Origin of the sequence: Lapillicoccus sp. (genome assembly GCF_025353065.1) — a bacterium.
Lineage (GTDB): Bacteria > Actinomycetota > Actinomycetes > Actinomycetales > Dermatophilaceae > Lapillicoccus.
Map to the genome: position 1 here is coordinate 101451 of NZ_JANXRJ010000103.1, position 16122 is coordinate 117572.

Annotated in this window: 13 protein-coding genes; 5 read left to right on the plus strand and 8 right to left on the minus strand. The window is 71.6% G+C overall.

Features of this window, described 5'->3' with window-relative positions; all coding sequences use genetic code 11:
- Positions 1-72: 72 nt before the first annotated feature.
- The 3 genes from Q0R63_RS08600 to Q0R63_RS08610 all read right to left on the minus strand — a co-directional run bounded on the left by Q0R63_RS08600 (position 73) and on the right by Q0R63_RS08610 (position 4518).
- Positions 73-1299: a DUF6350 family protein gene (locus Q0R63_RS08600; protein ID WP_295696348.1), complete on the minus strand. Its 1227-nt coding sequence runs from the start codon at positions 1297-1299 to the stop codon at positions 73-75.
- 79 nt (positions 1300-1378) lie between these two features.
- Entirely contained in the window at positions 1379-2758 is a 1380-nt protein-coding gene (locus tag Q0R63_RS08605; RefSeq protein WP_295696350.1) for a nitrate/sulfonate/bicarbonate ABC transporter ATP-binding protein, read from the minus strand.
- Positions 2759-2769: 11 nt separating this feature from the next.
- A complete protein-coding gene (locus Q0R63_RS08610; RefSeq protein ID WP_295696352.1) occupies positions 2770-4518 on the minus strand; it encodes an ABC transporter permease subunit in 1749 nt (582 codons plus the stop codon).
- A gap of 225 nt (positions 4519-4743) precedes the next feature.
- On the opposite strand from Q0R63_RS08610, the gene Q0R63_RS08615 reads away from it, so the two are divergent.
- Positions 4744-5181 (plus strand): metalloregulator ArsR/SmtB family transcription factor, encoded by a 438-nt coding sequence (locus tag Q0R63_RS08615; protein WP_366521091.1) that lies wholly within the window; start codon positions 4744-4746, stop codon positions 5179-5181.
- On the opposite strand, the gene sucD is transcribed toward Q0R63_RS08615, so the two are convergent.
- From sucD to Q0R63_RS08635, 4 genes are all read right to left on the minus strand, one after another.
- Entirely contained in the window at positions 5159-6052 is an 894-nt protein-coding gene (sucD, locus tag Q0R63_RS08620) for a succinate--CoA ligase subunit alpha (RefSeq protein ID WP_295696354.1), read from the minus strand. The two genes, Q0R63_RS08615 and sucD, sit on opposite strands and share 23 nt — an antisense overlap.
- Before the next feature lie 15 nt (positions 6053-6067).
- On the minus strand, positions 6068-7270 hold the full coding sequence (sucC, locus tag Q0R63_RS08625; protein WP_295696356.1) for an ADP-forming succinate--CoA ligase subunit beta: 1203 nt from the start codon (positions 7268-7270) through the stop codon (positions 6068-6070).
- 158 nt (positions 7271-7428) lie between these two features.
- Positions 7429-8466 carry a DUF3048 domain-containing protein gene (locus tag Q0R63_RS08630; RefSeq protein WP_295696358.1) on the minus strand — a complete coding sequence of 346 codons (1038 nt, stop codon included), beginning with the start codon at positions 8464-8466 and terminating at the stop codon, positions 7429-7431.
- 428 nt (positions 8467-8894) lie between these two features.
- Positions 8895-9311: a cobalamin B12-binding domain-containing protein gene (locus Q0R63_RS08635; RefSeq protein WP_295696359.1), complete on the minus strand. Its 417-nt coding sequence runs from the start codon at positions 9309-9311 to the stop codon at positions 8895-8897.
- Between the two features lie 119 nt (positions 9312-9430).
- Between Q0R63_RS08635 and Q0R63_RS08640 the strand changes: the two genes are divergently transcribed.
- On the plus strand, positions 9431-10525 hold the full coding sequence (locus Q0R63_RS08640; RefSeq protein WP_295696360.1) for an alpha/beta fold hydrolase: 1095 nt from the start codon (positions 9431-9433) through the stop codon (positions 10523-10525).
- A gap of 111 nt (positions 10526-10636) precedes the next feature.
- Positions 10637-11593, plus strand: a complete 957-nt coding sequence (locus Q0R63_RS08645) for a M23 family metallopeptidase (protein WP_295696362.1) — start codon at positions 10637-10639, stop codon at positions 11591-11593.
- 9 nt (positions 11594-11602) lie between these two features.
- Here the strand turns inward: Q0R63_RS08645 and pcrA are convergent, their stop codons facing one another.
- Complete coding sequence (gene pcrA, locus Q0R63_RS08650; protein WP_295696364.1) at positions 11603-14074, minus strand: DNA helicase PcrA; 2472 nt, start codon at positions 14072-14074, stop codon at positions 11603-11605.
- A 107-nt stretch (positions 14075-14181) separates the two neighbouring features.
- Between pcrA and Q0R63_RS08655 the strand changes: the two genes are divergently transcribed.
- The gene (locus tag Q0R63_RS08655) at positions 14182-15411 is read left to right on the plus strand and encodes a histidine kinase (RefSeq protein ID WP_295696366.1); all 1230 of its coding nucleotides are present in this window, start codon (positions 14182-14184) and stop codon (positions 15409-15411) included.
- Positions 15408-16112, plus strand: a complete 705-nt coding sequence (locus Q0R63_RS08660; protein ID WP_295696368.1) for a response regulator transcription factor — start codon at positions 15408-15410, stop codon at positions 16110-16112. The genes Q0R63_RS08655 and Q0R63_RS08660 overlap by 4 nt, the downstream gene beginning before the upstream one ends.
- Positions 16113-16122 lie beyond the last annotated feature (10 nt).

Below are 16122 nucleotides of genomic sequence, written 5' to 3' on the forward strand. Positions count from 1 at the left end.
GTCGCCGCGAAGCGGCCCACCCTGCCGCCCGACAGGGGGATCGGTGATTGGCCAGCGCGGTCCAAGTGCGTCCTAGTGCAGGTGCTGGCGCACCCGGTCGACCCCGACCCAGAGGACGGCGCCGAGGAGCAGCTCGCCCAGCAGGGCGGCCCCCAGCAGGACGGGTGACGGGCCGACGTGGCGCAGCCGCTCGAGGCCGACGGACCCGGTGCCGAGGACGGCGAGGATGGTGATGGTGAGCGCGGAGACCGTCACGGCGGCCGCGGACGTCGTGAGCTTGGACCGCCAGCTGGCCAGCCGGGCCATCGGTCGGGTCACGAGGTAGGAGGTGACCGCCCCCACGAGGACGGGCAGGCCGAGGACGGCGACCACCCAGCCCGGGAAGGCTCCCCCGCTCGGCAGTGCGCCGAGGACGGGCACCAGTGGCAGCAGCCCGGGCTGGGCGCCCGAGACCGTGATGCTCGACCCGGCGACGACGCCGAAGCCCGGTCCGGCGATCCAGGAGAGAGCCCAGAGAGCGAGATTCGGCGTGAACAGCAGCTGCCCGACCACGAGGACGACGCCACCGACGAGTCCCGGCGCGAGCGCCGAGTGCAGGCCGGTGACCGTCCCGAACCTGACGAGGACCGCAGCGAGGACCAGGACGACACCGAGGCCGCCGAGCACCGCCGCACCCTGGAGGCCAGGGAGGACGGCGCGAACGGCCCAGCGCGGGAGGCGGTCGAGTGCCCGACCGACCAGCGGCGCAGCCTCGTCCCGGGCGTAGCGACCGCCGAGGCAGGTCAGCAGCGCGAGCGCGGGGACCCAGAGCACCCCGATGACGCCCAGGGGACTCGGTCGGGCCGGGCCCGCGAGGGTGAGCAGCCACGCGGCTGTGGCGGCCGCGGCATACCCCCCGGCGTAGCCCGGCAGGATGCGGGTCACCAGCTGCCGCTGCCACGTCTTGGCCGGGGCGTCCGCCTCGGACCGGTCGAGGAGGCGGCGGATCGAGCGGGTGGTCACCATCAGGATGAGAGCCCACAGGCCGAGCGGAGTGAGGGAGATCGAGGCTCCCCCCAGCGCCACCGGTATGCCGTGCCCCAGGAACCATCCGGCGCTCGCCACACCGACGGCCTGGCCCCACGGCACGGTCGTGAGCGGTGCGACGACCCAGACCAGCAGCGCCGGCAGCGCGAGCAGCAGCCACGTGCCGACCGCCGCCCGGGCGCCCGGCAGGAGCTCCTGCCACCACGCCGGGTCGAGGCCGCGCGACCGGCTGCGCGGGGGTCGGGTGAGGCGGACGCGTTCCAGGAGACTCATGAGGCCTCCATGGTCGCGGGTCGGGCCGCGCAGTTCTCGGGGGCGCGCCGACGGCGGCCCAGACGGTTACCTCGAACCGTCAGACCTGCTCCGGACTCCCGGTGGGTTCCACACCGAGGTGGGGCAGCAGCTCGCGCGCCAGGGCCGCATACACCTCAGTCAGGACGAGCTCGCCGGTGTCGGCGTCGTAGTCGTAGAGCTCGCCGTAGCGTCCCCAGTCGATGGCGATGTCGAGCTGGCGTTCGGTGTCCTCGCGAGAGAAGCCGCGGCGCAGCAGGTCGCGGAAGAAGTCGTCGCGCAGGGCGCCGTCGTCGCTGTTGTTCAGCGCCGTGCAGATGGTCCTCACCAGGGGGGCGTGCCGGACGGCGAGCTGGGCGAAGAGCTCCTTGCTGGTCTGGATGTCGGCGGTGTACCAGCCGCGGCCGGTGGCGGTGAGGAAGGCCTGGGCGCCTTCGACCTCGAGCAGCCCGAGCATCACGGCGGCGTCGACCAGGGGCAGCAGGTCGTCGACCTCGAAGGACAGCTCGGCGGCGAGGTCCGGGAGGTCCGCCTGCCCGTTGTGCGCGTAGACGATCTCGACGAGGCCGGCGAGGCCACCGAGGCTCGCCGCGGGCAGCGGGTGGGTGAGTGGCCCGGGTGGGGCGACCGAGACGGGCCGGGCCGTGCCGCGACCGGTGAGGGCGGCATACAGCTGGTCGACGAGGGCCTCGAACGTCGGGGAGCGGCGATCCCGCGGGCGGGGGAGGTGGACCTCCACCTCGGCCTTGAGGTGGCCGGGGTTGGCGCCGAGGACGACGACGCGGTCGGCGAGCAGGACCGCTTCCTCGATGTTGTGGGTCACGATGCAGATCGCCTTGGTGGGGAAGTCGGGCTCCTCCCAGAGGCGCATCAGCTCGGTCCGCAGGTTCTCCGCCGTCAGGACGTCGAGGGCGGAGAACGGCTCGTCCATGAGCAGGGCATCAGGTTGCAGGACCAGGGCGCGGGCGAACCCCACGCGCTGACGCATCCCGCCGGACAGCTCCTTGGGGTAAGCGCTCTCGAACCCGTCGAGCCCGATGACGTCGATCGCCTCGAGCGCGCGGCGGCGGCGCTCGGCGGCCGGCACGCCGAGGGCCTGCAGACCGAGCTCCACGTTGTCCTGGACCGTCAGCCACGGCATCAGGGCGAAGGACTGGAAGACCATGGCGACACCGGGATTGGCGCCGTTGAGGGGTATGCCGCGATAGCGGACCTCTCCGCGGGTCGGGGCCAGCAGCCCGGCGATGGCGCGCAGCAGGGTCGACTTGCCGGAACCGGACTTGCCGAGCAGGGCGAGCACCTCGCCCTCGTGCAGGCTCAACGTGATGTCGTCCAGGACGGCGAGGGTGGCGCCACCGGCAGCGGGGAAGGACGTGAAGAGGTGGTCGACCTCGACGATCGGGGTCCGGACGGCAGCAGGTGCGGTGAGTCGGGTGGCCATGGCGGCACCTCCTAGGAGGACTGGATCGAGTATCGGGTGGCGGCGACGCGATAGAGGCGTCTCCAGAACAGGCGGTTGAGACCGACGACGTAGACGGTCATGACGGCGACGCCGACGAGGGTCCGGGGGAAGTCGCCGGCCGCGGTGGAGTGGGAGATGTAGGCGCCCAGACCGGTCGCCGTCAAGGTGTGGCCTCCGTAGCTGACGACCTCGGCGACGATGGAGGCGTTCCAGGCCCCACCGGCAGCGGTGATGCCGCCGGTGACCCAGGCGCTGAAGACCGCCGGCAGGATCAGACGGCGCCAGCGCAGCAGCCGGGGCAGGCGGAGGCTGGTCGCGGCCTCGCGCAGGTCGATCGGGATGGCGGACGCGCCGGCGATGACGTTGAACAGGATGTACCACTGGGCGCCGAGGCTCATCAACAGGATTCCGCCGAGGTTGATGCTGACGCCGGTGTCGATGAGGGCGAGGGTGAACAGCGGGAAGAGGAAGTTCGCCGGGAAGCTGGCCAGCACCTGCACGACGGGCTGGGCGAACCGGCAGACCCGCGGGTTCATCCCGATCCACACCCCGATGGGCACCCAGACCAGGGTCCCGACGACGACGAGGACGATCACCCGGGCGAAGGTGACCAGGCCCAGCACGAACGCGTGTCCGAACTCGGCCAGCCCGGCGGTGCCGGCGACGTAGGACAGCAGGCCCCACAGCCCCCAGGCGACGGCCGCGGCATACAGGACCACGAAGACGACGTCGCCGACGCGCCGTCGGGCGGGGTTGGCCAGCAGCGGGTACTCGGCCAGGCCGAACCGCCGGGTGACCCGGTCCAGGCCTCGTCCGGCCGGGTGGGCGGCGCGGGCGATCAGCGCCGGGACGGCGGATCGGCGCAGCAGATCGAGGACGAGGCTGCGGGGGGCTTCGGCGCTGGTCGAGTCACCGAGCCGGAACCGTTCGGCCCACGCGGTCAGCGGGCGCCAGAACAGCAGGTTGACCCCGACGACCATGACGATCATGACGCCGATGGCGAGGAACATCCGGCCGAGTTGCTGGCGGGTGCTGGCGGCGGCGACATAGCTGCCGATCCCCGGCAGGGCGTAGGTGTGGTTGTTGACGCTGAGGACCTCGGAGGCGATCAGGAAGAACCAGCCGCCGCCGAAGCTCATCATCCCGTTCCAGACCAGCGGGATCATCCCGTGGGGCACGTCGAGACGCCAGAAGCGCTGCCACTTGGTCAGGCGCAGGATCCGGGCGGCCTCGTCCAGCTCGCGCGGCTGGCTGACCAGCGACTGGTAGAACGCGAAGGTCATGTTCCAGGCCTGCGAGGTGAAGATCGCGAAGACCGAGGCGCACTCGACGCCGAGCACAGTGTGCGGGAAGAGCGCCAGCCACAGGCTGAGGGTGATCGACAGGAAGGCCAGCACCGGGACCGACTGGAGGACGTCGAGCACGGGCAGCAGGACCTTCTCGGCCCGACGCAGACGGGCGGCCGCCGTCGCGTAGACGAACGTGAACACCAGCGACACCGCCAGAGCGGCGAACATCCGCAGCAGCGACCGCAGCGCGTAGTAGGGCAGGTTGGCCGGGTCGGTCGAGACCGAGGCCGGCGCGGTGACCGGGGAGAATGGCGCCGTGACACCCTGGCCCAGTCGGACGAGCAGCCAGAACAGCACCGCCATCCCGGCCAGCACCAGGGCGTCGGCCCCGTATCTGCTCACCGGGCGGGACAGCGCGCCGTCGGTCGAGTAGGGACGCAGCAGGGACATGGGCACCTCCACGGGCGCGGAATGGGTGGGCCGCGCGCGAGGAGGACGCCGATGAACCGGCTAGCTCGCGGACGACGGGACGAGTCGAGGGGACGAACTATGGGCATCGCCAGTCATCGCGCCCACCTCCGTCGCCTCGTCGTCCCGACCATCCATGCAGCGAAAGATTACCCGCCATTCAACCAGTTGCGCAAATGAAAGAAGCCTGGGAGAGTCGGCGACCTGATGGCCTACCCCACGCAGATCACCACCGACCAGCTCGACGCCGCTGCACTCACGTTCGACCTGCTCTCCGTGCCCGGCCGGCTGCACCTGGTCTGGCTGCTCGGCACCGGCGAGCTGGACGTCACGACCCTCGCCCAGAGCACCGGCGCATCGATCCCCGCGACCAGCCAGCAGCTGGCCAAGCTCCGTGCGGCGGGGGTCGTCGCCGCGCGGCGCGACGGCCGCCGACAGCTCTACCGGGTCGAGGACCCCCACATCCTGGTCGTCATCGAGCAGATGTTCGGCCACATCGGCGGGGACGGCACCATCACTCCCGACCCGGGTCAGGCCCGACCGCCGCGACGGCCGCGGTTCGCCGATGTCGCCGATGTGGCCGAGGTCGTCGAGCGCGAGGACCAGCAGGGCCGCCCCGAGCTCAGCCGGCCAGGCCCTTCATGATCTCGCGCATCAGGTCGGCCGTCTCGGAGGGCGTCTTGCCGACCTTGACGCCGGCGGCCTCGAGGGCCTTCTTCTTGCCCTGGGCGGTCCCGGACGAGCCGGACACGATCGCGCCCGCGTGGCCCATCGTCTTGCCCTCGGGGGCGGTGAAGCCGGCGACGTAGCCGACGACCGGCTTGGTGACGTGCTCCTTGATGTAGGCCGCCGCGCGCTCCTCGGCGTCCCCGCCGATCTCACCGATCATCACGATCGCGTCGGTGTCGGGGTCGTTCTGGAACGCCTCGAGGCAGTCGATGTGCGTCGTCCCGATGATCGGGTCACCGCCGATGCCGACGCCGGAGGAGAAGCCGATGTCGCGCAGCTCGTACATCATCTGGTAGGTCAGCGTGCCCGACTTCGAGACCAGGCCGATCCGACCGGGGCCGGCGATGTCGTTGGGGATGATGCCGACGTTGGACATTCCGGGGCTGATGAGACCAGGACAGTTGGGGCCGATGAGCCGCGTCGTGCCCTTGTCCTGCGCGTAGGCGAAGAACTCCGCCGTGTCCCTGACTGCGATGCCTTCGGTGATGATCACGCAGAGCGGGATCGCCGCGTCGATGGCCTCGATGACGGCGGCCTTGGCGAACGCCGGGGGGACGAAGACGACGGAGACGTCGGCGCCGGTCGCCTCGACCGCCTCGGCGACCGTGCCGAACACCGGGATGGTCACCCCGCCCGGGAAGTCGACCTTGTCGCCGGCCTTGCGCGGGTTGACGCCACCGACCACCTTGCTGCCGAAGGCGAGCATCAGGGTCGTGTGCTTCATGCCCACCGAGCCCGTCATGCCCTGGACGATGATCTTGCTGTCCTCGTTGAGGAAGATTGCCATTGTCTTCTCCGTCCCTTACTTCGCGGCCGCGGCGAGCTCGGCGGCCTTGCGGGCCGCTCCGTCCATGGTCTCTTCGATGCTGACGAGGGGGTGGTTCCGCTCGGCGAGGATCCGTCGGCCCTCCTCGACGTTGTTGCCGTCGAGCCGGACGACGAGCGGCTTCGTCGCGTCGGCGCCCAGCCGGTCGAGCGCACCCACGATGCCGTTGGCCACCTCGTCGCACGAGGTGATGCCGCCGAAGACGTTGACGAAGACCGACTTCACCTGCTCGTCACTGAGGATGATGTGCATCCCGTTGGCCATCACCTCGGCCGAGGCGCCGCCACCGATGTCGAGGAAGTTCGCCGGCCTGGGCGGGGTCGCGAGGCCCTGCTCGGCCGCGACCGTCTCACCGGCATACGCGACGACGTCGAGGGTCGACATCACGAGACCGGCGCCGTTGCCGATGATCCCGACGTCGCCGTCGAGCTTGACGTAGTTGAGGTGCTTCTCCTTGGCCGCCGCCTCCAGCGGGTCCGCGGCCGCGGTGTCCTCGAGCGAGGCGTGGTCCGGGTGGCGGAAACCGGCGTTCTCGTCGAGGGTGACCTTGCCGTCGAGGGCGACGATCGAGCCGTCCTCGGTCTTGACCAGCGGGTTGACCTCGACCAGCGTCGCGTCCTCCTCGCGGTAGACGTCCCACAGGCGCTCGAGCACGGGCGCGATCGCGGCACCGGTCTCCGCATCGAAGCCCGCCGCCGCGACGATCTCGGCCGCCTTGGCGGCGTCGATACCGACGTTGGGGTCGACGGGGACGCGCGCGAGGGCGTCCGGACGCTCGACCGCGAGCTGCTCGATCTCCATCCCGCCCTCCTTGCTGCACATCGCCAGGTAGGAGCGGTTGGCCCGGTCGAGCAGCACCGAGAAGTAGTACTCCTCCGCGATCTTCGCGCCGGCGGCGACCATCACGCGGTGCACCGTGTGGCCCTTGATGTCCATACCGAGGATCGCCTCCGCCGCCTCGGCGGCCGCCTCGGGCGAGGTCGCGACCTTGACGCCGCCGGCCTTGCCGCGCCCACCGGCCTTGACCTGCGCCTTGACGACGACGACGCCGCCGCTGCCGGCCCCGACGGTCTCGGCGGCGGCACGGACGCCGTCCGCGGTGTCCGCGACGACACCGGCAAGCACGGGAACGCCGTGTGCCTCGAACATGTCGCGCGCCTGGTACTCAAAGAGATCCACGGGTCATCGTCCCATCGTCGGAAACAGGCGGAAAGGCTCGAGCGCTTCGGCATCGATCCTCGCGGACTCTATCGGCCCCGTCCCAGGGGATTCACCCACCGCATGCTCCCGATGGGACCAATCTCACCTGTCCCCGGCGGTCGGCTCCCGCAGCCCGGTCAGCCGACCTGGACCGGCTGCCCCTGCGGCACCAGCAGGATCCAGACCTGCCCGCTCGCGAGAGGGATCATCGCGCCACCGCTCGTGTATGCGGTGGGGGCGCCCGAGGTCGGCCGCGACCAGGTGCCGACCCAAGACCGCCCGTCGCGCAGCACGGTCACCGCGCCGGACCCGACGACCTCCGCGATCGGGGACTGCACGCCGTTGACGTCGCGGTTGGCCGAGAGGTAGGTGTGGACCTGCTGGACGATGACGGTCGCGGCCGCGTGCTGCGTGCCGTCGGCATCGATGTCGGCACGCCCGTCGGTCGTGACCAGGTAGCGCTTCCGGGGGGCGTCCCAGCTCAGCGAGATCCGCGAGGCGGCCCAGGCCGTCGCGACCGACGTGCCGGGGGCCCCACCCGGGAGTGCGGGGCCGAAGTGGAGGCCGGTGTCGCCCGGCGCCACGCTCCCCCCCGCTCGGGCGAGCAGGGCCGTGGGGTCGCCGATGACGTTGTAGGGCGCCGGCCGGTTGCCGGCCCGTCGGAAACCCACCTGCGAGGCGTCGAAGGACAGGTTCACCTGGACGCCGTGGGAGAGGGTGGCCAGGGTGCCGGCCGACGCACCCGAGAAGGCGAAAGCGACCCGCCCGTAGTCCGCCAGGATGTTGTTGTCCGACTCACGTCCGCTGCGGACCGGTCCGATCTCCGTCGGCATGGTCGAGGACCAGATCGCCAGCAGCCTGGTCAGGCCGGCCTCGACCGGCTCGACGTAGACGACATCGGCCTTCGACACGCCCACGCGGGGACGGGAGGCGTTGGTGTTGTCGATCTTGGCAGCGAGGACCGGCCCGCCCGTGAGCCCGGGCAGGGCAGCCGGCGGGGGCGGGGTCGTCGGCGTCGGCGTCGGCGTCGGCGAGGACGTCGTGCTGGTCGAGGTGCTGGCCGGCGCGGTCGCGTGGGTCGTCGCGGGGGCGGACGAGCAGGCGGCGACCGCGGCGACCGCCAGGGCGACGACGACGGCGGGTCGGGACGAGCGGGCGAAGAGGCGACGGGACATGGGCGCTGAGGCTAGGTCATGGCGCTGCAAAGCCCGCTCAGGATCCCGCACCGACCGGCAGCGGCTGCGGATGGCGGTTGTGGGGCGGGGCCGCTGAGGGGAACCCGCCCCACAACCGTCGGTTGTCGGGCGACGCGGGGCGGGCCTGTGGCCCGCCGCTGATGTCGGAGGTCCAACACCATCCCGTGGTCTCGCTGGGGGGGCGAGTCCAGGGTCCGGTCCGTCGTCCGGTGGACGCCTCGGAACATTGGGGGGCTGGCCCGAGGCGTCGTCCCCCATCGTCAGGCACGAAACGGGCCGAGGTCTGCGGCTTTACCAAGACTTTAACGTCGAGCGCGAACTATTCATGTGATGACTATCGCTTGCCTGCGGTGACCGCCCGGCGGCGATCCCTCCAAGGCGCCTACGCCGGTCGCCGTGCAGGCAGGTCAGCGGTCCGGGTCCACGTGGACCCGGATCCACTCGACGATCTCAGTGCTCGTCGCACCCGGGGTGAAGACCTTCGCGACACCCATCCGCTCGAGCTCCGGCAGGTCCTCGGCGGGGACGATGCCGCCGCCGAAGACGACGATGTCCGAGGCATCGCGCTCCTTCAGCAGGGCGACGACCTTCGCGAAGAGGGTCATGTGCGCCCCGGAGAGGACGGACAGGCCCACGGCGTCAGCGTCCTCCTGGATCGCCGCTTCGACGATCTGCTCCGGGGTCTGGTGCAGGCCGGTGTAGACGACCTCCATCCCCGCATCGCGCAGTGCCCGGGCGACGAACTTCGCGCCCCGGTCGTGGCCGTCGAGACCCGGCTTCGCGACGACGACGCGGATGACGGACGCGGTGGTCGACTCGGTCATGACCGCAGCGTAGCGAGAACCAGCCCCTGCCTCTCGGGGATGGTCGATTGCTCCCATACCAGTCATGTCTCTCTGAACGAAGGCGGTCGGCGGTCATGCCGGGTTACTGTCAAGTCACCATGTCCACCCTGCATCGGTCTCCCGTCCGATCGGCTGCGCAGGGCCCACCCGGCGGTGGCGTCACGCGGCCTCTTCACGGCGCCCTGACGGCCATCGCGGAGCTCGGTTCGAGCCTCACGACGACGGCGCACAAGGCCGTGGACGAGGTATGCCGCGTGGGTCGGGTGGGCCGCGAGTCGGCCGAGGTCATCGGCGAGGGGGCCAAGGCGCTGTGCACGCCCACCGGACTGGCCGGCGCGGTCGTCGAGGCCATGTGGCTCAGCACCCACGTCGTCATCTATCCCCTGGGCCTGTTCGGGGGCCGCACCCCCGAGGGCGGGCCGGGCTACCGCATCGAGCACCTCGCCCCGGTCCAGCGGGGACTGGTCACCTCCAACGTCGAGGCCGCCGGCACCCCGATCCTCCTGGTGCACGGCATCATCGACAACCGGTCGGTGTTCACCCTGCTGCGTCGTGGCCTGACCCGGCGGGGTTTCGGCAACGTCTCGACGATGAACTACTCGATCCTCACCGGCGACATCCGGGTGGCAGCCGCGCGGTTGGCCGAGGAGGTGGAGGCGCTCGTCGAGGAGACCGGCTACGAGCGGATCCACATCGTCGGACACAGCATGGGCGGGCTCGTCGCCCGCTACTACGTCACCCGGCTCGGCGGCGACGCCCGAGTCCACACGCTGGTGACCCTCGGCAGCCCGCACGCCGGGACCTATACGGCATACGGATGGAACAGCGCGCTCACCCGGCAGCTGCGTCCCGGCAGCCCGTTGCTGCGGGAGCTCGAGCAGCCCGTCGTGGCCTGTCGCACCCGCTTCATCGCCTACTGGTCCGACCTCGACCAGGTCATGGTGCCGCAGCACACCGCCGCGCTCGACCACCCGGACCTCGACGTCACCAACGTCCCGCTGCACGGCGTCGGACACACGAGCCTGCCGATCATGCGGTCCGTCGTCCGGGGGATCTCGGAGGTGCTGGCCTACCTCGACACCGACGGGACGACGGTCGCTCCCGGGGTGACCACCCTGCGTCCCCACCAGGAACCCGGTCGCGGCGGGCGCGCTCGGACGCCCCACCGGTCGGCCACCACGAGCCCCATCTAATACTGCCCCGGTTCGTCCCGATTAGCCCCAATCGGGTTTGGCATCACGAATTCATCACGCTACGGTCGTGTTCCCCGAACCCGTCCCGCCGTCCCCGAGGACCCCGCCTCCGTGCCGAAGCAGAAGTATGCCGGTCGTCACCGCCCTGCGCCTTCCTCGGCAGCAGTCCCGACCCCGGCCCTGCAGACCATCTCTCCACCTACCCCCGCTGCGGCGACGCTCACGCCCGGCAGCGGTCGGCACCGCGCCGCGGCGACCGCCTCGGTCCCGCGACTGGCCGGCACCGGACTGCTGCTGCCGACCGCGGCAGCGGCCACGCTCGTGCTCACCGCGACCGGCGCCCACCTCGGCTCGTCGGCGGTCGACCTCGCGCCGAGCACCGTCGCCGCGCAGGCCCAGAGCACCGCCACCCAGGCGGACCAGCGGGAGACGCAGGAGATCAAGATCAACGCGCTCGCCGCACAGGCGCGCGGCACCCAGTTGCGGGCGGATCGCGACACCGCCCGCGCGAGGGTCACCGCCGCAGCTGCCACCGCTGCCACGGCCGGGGCGGCCGCCAAGGCGCCGACGGTCACGGACCCTCCGGGCGCCGCAGCCAGCACGAGCACCGTCAGCAACCACACCTGGGTGCCCTTCCTCGACGCCCCTTACACGCTGACCTCCGGTTTCGGGATGCGGTGGGGAACCATGCACCCAGGGCAGGACTTCGCCGTCCCCGTCGGCACCCCCGTGCTCTCGATGTCGGGCGGCACCGTCATCTTCGCCGGGTGGTCGGGTGGCTACGGCAACAAGGTCGAGATCCAGTACTGGGACGGCACGATCAGCTGGATGGCCCACAACGGCGTCCTCAAGGTGACCAGGGGCGAGGCCGTCTCGCCCGGCGAGGTGGTCGCCCTCTCGGGCAACACCGGCCACTCCACCGGCCCCCACTCGCACCTCGAGATCCACCCCACCGGCAACGAGGCAACGGCCGGCGCCGTGCCCCCGATCCCCTGGCTCACCGCCAAGGGGATCATGCCGGCCACGGCCGGCATCGCCGCGCCGGCGGGCACGGGCGCGACCGACTGACCGACCCCGTCAGAGCTTGACGAGCGGGGCGTAGCGCAGCAGCAGCCGCTTGACGCCGGTCTCCTCGCCGAAGTCGACGTGGGCCATCGCCTTGTCGGCATCCCCCTCGACCCGCACGACGGTGCCGAGACCGAACGTGTCGTGGCTGACCCGGTCGCCGGCGGAGACCTTGATGACCGGCTTCGAGCCGACCCGGGTCATCTCCCGCCGCGTCGCCAACGACTCCATCGCGGACCCGGGCAGCCGCCGCCCCGAGCGGGACGCGTCGATCGCGGTGTCGGTGCGCTGCCAGTCGACGAGGCCCTCGGGGATCTCGTCGAGGAAGCGGGAGGCCGGGTGGTACTGGGGTGACCCCCAGGCCGAGCGGACCGCCGCGCGGGAGAGGTGCAGCCGCTCGCGCGCCCGGGTGATGCCGACGTAGGCCAGCCGCCGCTCCTCCTCGAGCTCCTTCGGGTCACCCAGCGAGCGCATGTGGGGGAAGGTGCCGTCCTCCATGCCGGTGAGGAACACGACGGGGAACTCGAGTCCCTTCGCGGTGTGCAGCGTCATCAGGGTGACCACGCCACCGTCGGAGCCCGGCCCCCGGTCGTCGCCGTTGGGGATGCTGTCGGCGTCGGCGACGAGGGACACCCGCTCGAGGAAGTCCTCGAGCGAGATCTCCTCCCCCGTCTCGACCCGCTCCTCGTCGAACTCGCGGGCCACCTCGACGAGCTCGGCGAGGTTCTCGACCCGGTTCTCGTCCTGGGGGTCGGCACTGGCGCGCAGCTCCGCGAGGTAGCCGCTCTTCTCGATGACCGCCTCGAGCAGGCCGGCGACGCCCGAGCCGCTGTCCCAGGTCTCGCGCAGCTGCTCGAGCAGCGTGGTGAACACGGCGACGGCGGCGACCGAGCGGGTCGCGATGCCCGGCGCATCCGCTGCGCGACCGAGCGCTGCCACGAACGGGATTCGCTCGCGCTCGGCGAGCTGCGCGACACAGGCCTCGGCCCGCTCGCCGATGCCTCGCTTGGGCACGTTGATGATGCGGCGCAGGTTGACGGTGTCGAGGGGGTTGGACACGACGCGCAGATAGCCGAGGGCGTCCTTGATCTCCTTGCGCTCGTAGAACCGGGTGCCGCCGACGACCTTGTAGGGCATCCCGACCCGCACGAGCACCTCCTCGAAGGCGCGGGACTGCGCGTTGGTGCGGTAGAAGATCGCGACGTCGCGCGGCCGCACGCCCTCGGCGTCGCCGAGCGCGTCGATCTGCCGGGCGACGAACGCCGCCTCGTCGTGCTCGCTGTCCGCGACGTAGCCCACGATCGGGACGCCGTCGCCGGAGGCGGTCCAGAGGTTCTTGGCGCGCCGCCCCTCGTTGCGGGCGATGACGGCGTTGGCCGCGGCGAGGATGGTCTGCGTCGAACGGTAGTTCTGCTCGAGGAGGATCGTCCGGGCGTTGGGGTAGTCCAGCTCGAACTCGACGATGTTGCGGATCGTCGCGCCGCGGAACGCGTAGATGGACTGGTCGGCGTCGCCGACGACGCACAGCTCGCCGGGGGGCACGGCGTGAGCGGGCGCACCCTCGGGCAGCGCGGGCCCGACCAGCTCCTTGACCAGCTGGTACTGCGCGACGTTGGTGTCCTGGTACTCGTCGACGAGGATGTGCCGGAACCGGCGCCGGTAGTGCTCGGCCGCGTCGGGGAACGCCTGCAGGAGGTGCACCGTCGTCATGATGAGGTCGTCGAAGTCCATCGCGTTGGCCTGCCGCAAGCGGCGCTGGTATGCCGCGTAGGCCTCCGCGATGCGCTGGTCGTGGTGGCTGCCGGCCGCGGCCGTCGCGGCATACGTCTCCTCGTCGATGAGGTCGTTCTTGAGGTTGCTCACGGCGTGGGAGAAGGCCCGTGGCTGGTAGCGCTTCGGATCGAGGTCGAGGTCGCGCAGCACGAGGGTCATCAGCCGCTGGCTGTCGGCGGCGTCGTAGATGGAGAAGGTCGACTTGAGGCCGAGCCGGGTCGCCTCGCGCCGGAGGATCCGCACGCAGGCGGAGTGGAAGGTCAGCACCCACATCGCCTTGGCGCGCGGGCCGACGAGCTCGGAGACGCGCTCCTTCATCTCGCCGGCGGCCTTGTTGGTGAAGGTGATCGCGAGGATCTGGCCGGGCTGGACCCCCCGGGCAGCGAGGAGATAGGCGATGCGGTGGGTGAGGACGCGCGTCTTGCCGGATCCGGCGCCGGCGACGATCAGCAAGGGCGGCCCCTCGTGGACGACAGCCTCGCGCTGCTGGGGGTTGAGCCCCTCGAGCAGCTCCTCCGGGTCCTGCCCGCGGCGACCGGCACCCTGGCCGGGCTCCGGCTCCCCGCCGGCGGCCGCCCACGTCGGGACCCCCCGGGAGTCGACCCCGGACGAGCCGGGGTCCGCGTATCCGGCCCCGTATCCGTCCCCCACGACGGCCCGCCCCGGCGGCTGCGGGGTGGGGAGGTCGAGGTCGTCGAAGAGGGTGCTCATCTCGGGCTCCACCCTACGTCCGGGGGCCGACACCGAGGTGGCGCCCGGGCGGCGTCTCCGACCGTGGAGTGATGTCGCCGAAGGCCCGCGAGCCTAGGCTGGACAGCATGCTCACGTCCCGCCTCTACGCGTGGTCGCGCGCCCACGTCGTCATCGTGGACACCTCGATCATGCTCGGGATCCTCGTAACCTTCGGCCTGGCGAGCGTCGACAACGTCGGTGGGGGCCTCGCCGACACCTTCTCCGTCGTGACGATCGCCCTGCTCGCGGTCCGCCGCCGCTGGCCGGTCGGGGTCATGGCCGTCATGGTGGTCCTCTCGCTGGCCCAGATCGCGCTCCTGCCGTCGCTGCTGCCGGCCAACGTCGCCCAGCTCTACGTCATCTACACCGTGGCGGCCCATGTCCCCTCCTTCCGGACCCGGCTGCTCGCCCTCGGCTTCGGCATCCTCGGCAGCATCCTCGGAGCGTTCCGCTTCGAGCAGCGCAGCGCGGTCCAGATCGCCTTCAGCGCCTTCTTCCTCGCGATCACCGTCGGACTGGTCTGGGTCGTCGGCAACCTCATCCGCGGCCGGGAGAGCATCATCGAGCAGCTCAGCGAGAGCAACACGATCCTGCGGCGCGACCGCGAGCAGCGCGACCTCATCGCCGCACAGGTCGAACGCGCCAAGATGGCGCGCGAGATGCACGACATCGTGGCCCACTCCCTGTCGGTCGTCATCGTCCAGGCGCACGGCGCGGCGTATGCCGCCGAGCACGCCCAGCGTTGGGAGCGCGCCGACGCGACCCGCACCCTGCAGACCATCGCCACGACCGCGCAGTCGGCGCTGGCCGAGACCCGGCGGGTCGTCGGGGTGCTGCGCGACCCCGGCACCGGGGTCGAGCTCACGCCCGTCGCCGGGCTGGCCGACCTCGACTGCCTGCTCGAGGGGGTGCGGTCGTCCGGGCTGCGCGTCACGACCGGCAGCCACTCGCCCGTCGACCCGCGCGGGTTGACCCGCGACGTCGACCTCGCGGCATACCGGGTGGTGCAGGAGTCGTTGACCAACGTCCTCAAGCACGCCGGCACGGGAGCCACGGCGCACGTCGCCGTCGAACGGATCCCGGGGGCGCTCCGGATCAGCGTGTCCGACGACGGGCAGGGCGACCTGGCGGCGGGCGACGGGCTCGGCAACGGCATCGTCGGGATGCGGGAGCGGGTGTCGGCCTCCGGTGGGTGGCTGCTCGCCGGCCCGCAGGCTTCGGGCGGGTTCGCCGTGACGGCCACCATCCCCGTCGCCGGCGGACCCGACGAGGCGCCCACGCCAGCAGCACCGGCAGACAAGGCTCTCCTCGCATGAGCGACCCGATCCGGCTCTTCCTCGTCGACGACCAGCAGCTCGTGCGCGCAGGCTTCGCCATGGTGCTCGACGCGACCCCCGACATGCAGGTGGTGGGTCAGGCGGGCGACGGTCAGGCCGCGCTCGATGCGCTGACCGGCCCCGGAGCCGTGCCGACCGACGTCGTCCTGATGGACATCCAGATGCCGCGGCTCAACGGCGTCGAGGCGACGAAACGGCTTCTCGAGCATGCCGATCCGCCCAGGGTGCTCGTCCTGACGACCTTCGACCTCGACGAGTTCGCCTTCGCTGCGCTCCAGGCCGGCGCGAGCGGCTTCCTGCTCAAGGACGTCGGCCCCACCGACCTGCTCGCGGCGATCCGGGCGGTGCACGCCGGCGACTCCGTGGTCGCCCCCAGCACGACCCGACGCCTCATCGACGCGTTCGTCACGCCCGTGACGCGCGTCCCGGGCGGCGGCCCACCGATGGGCACGGAGCTCGCCGAGGCCCGGCTGAGACCTCTGACCGACCGCGAGCGCGAGATCCTCGTCGCCGTCGGGCAGGGCCTGACCAACCACGAGATCGCCGCGAGCTTCTTCCTCGCCGAGGCGACCGTCAAGACCCATATCGGCGCGGTCCTGCGCAAGCTCGGCCTGCGTGACCGGGTCCAGATGGTCGTCCTCGCCTACGAGACGGGCCTCGTCCACGTCGGCCAGGGCTGACCGGGCCAGC

Excerpts from the sequence above, each read along its gene's own strand:
- Q0R63_RS08600 (WP_295696348.1), bottom strand. The coding sequence starts at position 1,299 with ATGAGTCTCCTGGAACGCGTCCGCCTCACCCGACCCCCGCGCAGCCGG.
- Q0R63_RS08605 (WP_295696350.1), bottom strand. The coding sequence starts at position 2,758 with ATGGCCACCCGACTCACCGCACCTGCTGCCGTCCGGACCCCGATCGTC.
- Q0R63_RS08610 (WP_295696352.1), bottom strand. The coding sequence starts at position 4,518 with ATGTCCCTGCTGCGTCCCTACTCGACCGACGGCGCGCTGTCCCGCCCG.
- Q0R63_RS08615 (WP_366521091.1), top strand. The coding sequence starts at position 4,744 with ATGGCCTACCCCACGCAGATCACCACCGACCAGCTCGACGCCGCTGCA.
- sucD (WP_295696354.1), bottom strand. The coding sequence starts at position 6,052 with ATGGCAATCTTCCTCAACGAGGACAGCAAGATCATCGTCCAGGGCATG.
- Q0R63_RS08630 (WP_295696358.1), bottom strand. The coding sequence starts at position 8,466 with ATGTCCCGTCGCCTCTTCGCCCGCTCGTCCCGACCCGCCGTCGTCGTC.
- Q0R63_RS08635 (WP_295696359.1), bottom strand. The coding sequence starts at position 9,311 with ATGACCGAGTCGACCACCGCGTCCGTCATCCGCGTCGTCGTCGCGAAG.
- Q0R63_RS08640 (WP_295696360.1), top strand. The coding sequence starts at position 9,431 with ATGTCCACCCTGCATCGGTCTCCCGTCCGATCGGCTGCGCAGGGCCCA.
- pcrA (WP_295696364.1), bottom strand. The coding sequence starts at position 14,074 with ATGAGCACCCTCTTCGACGACCTCGACCTCCCCACCCCGCAGCCGCCG.
- Q0R63_RS08655 (WP_295696366.1), top strand. The coding sequence starts at position 14,182 with ATGCTCACGTCCCGCCTCTACGCGTGGTCGCGCGCCCACGTCGTCATC.
- Q0R63_RS08660 (WP_295696368.1), top strand. The coding sequence starts at position 15,408 with ATGAGCGACCCGATCCGGCTCTTCCTCGTCGACGACCAGCAGCTCGTG.